Source organism: Enterobacter cloacae complex sp. 6730903 (assembly GCF_048283985.1).
In the GTDB taxonomy this organism is placed as follows: domain Bacteria; phylum Pseudomonadota; class Gammaproteobacteria; order Enterobacterales; family Enterobacteriaceae; genus Enterobacter; species Enterobacter hormaechei_C.
The window spans coordinates 1-915 of the sequence record NZ_JBLVXX010000139.1; the positions used below are offsets into that span (position 1 = coordinate 1).

Sequence of the window (915 nt, forward strand, 5' to 3'; positions counted from 1 at the left end):
GTCACGCTGAAAATGCCGGCCTTTGAATGGGTTCATGTGCAGCTCCATCAGCAAAAGGGGATGATAAGTTTATCACCACCGACTATTTGCAACAGTGCCGACTATCGAACGGTTTCCACGGGATTTAACGTCCTGAGCTCTAAGCCAGGGCTGATAACTTTGGCCATAGCCCACTCCTATGCCGTCACCTAGCGCATTTTCATAATCCAAATAGGATTTGAGACGCCTACCCCTACCCATGATCGTACCCAAAAAACGACATTGATACGTACCTATATGTGCATTTTATAGTCTCCAACCCTATAACCACACATTCAGTAAGCATACAACATTAGCGTCGTTTTTTGAGAATGGTTACAACTTTAGTGCTTTGTGTACAACTTTATTGTCTTCGGACAGTAGGACCCTCTAAAACCAATAGAATTTACGTAGAAACGCGTTTAGTAAAGGCTTTACTAATTACTAATGACTAACATATTAGCACTTTCAGATCTGTCAGCAATAACCCCGGGCGGCGAAATAATGAGAAGAGTTCTTCCGGAGAGCCTTTTCTTTCTATCTGATTGATTTTTAACACTTTTAAATGTCAGCTTTATGTAAACCTGTGGGATTTACTCCTAATTAAATCCCATAGTATGAAAATTAGGCATTTGCAAACCTTAATGACGTGACGTTGTCACGTAAATCAATGGAATTTAGTCTCTAGTAAAGAGTTAACTAGTGACTAACTGCCTGATCGGTGTGCTTGAACGGTGCACTTCAGGCCGGATATAAAAATTGATGAGAGATATACAGAAAATGATGGACCGGCTTAATAGGGGTCTGACGCTCAGTGGAACGAAAACTCACGTTAAGCAACGTTTTCTGCCTCTGACGCCTCTTTTAATGGTCTCAGATGTCCTTTGGTCACCAGTT

General features: G+C 41.5%; 1 pseudogene. It reads right to left on the reverse strand.

Features of this window, described 5'->3' with window-relative positions:
- Positions 1–99: 99 nt before the first annotated feature.
- A pseudogene (locus ACNQ0W_RS25215) lies at positions 100–240 on the reverse strand (transposase); the annotation flags it as partial.
- Positions 241–915: the final 675 nt, after the last annotated feature.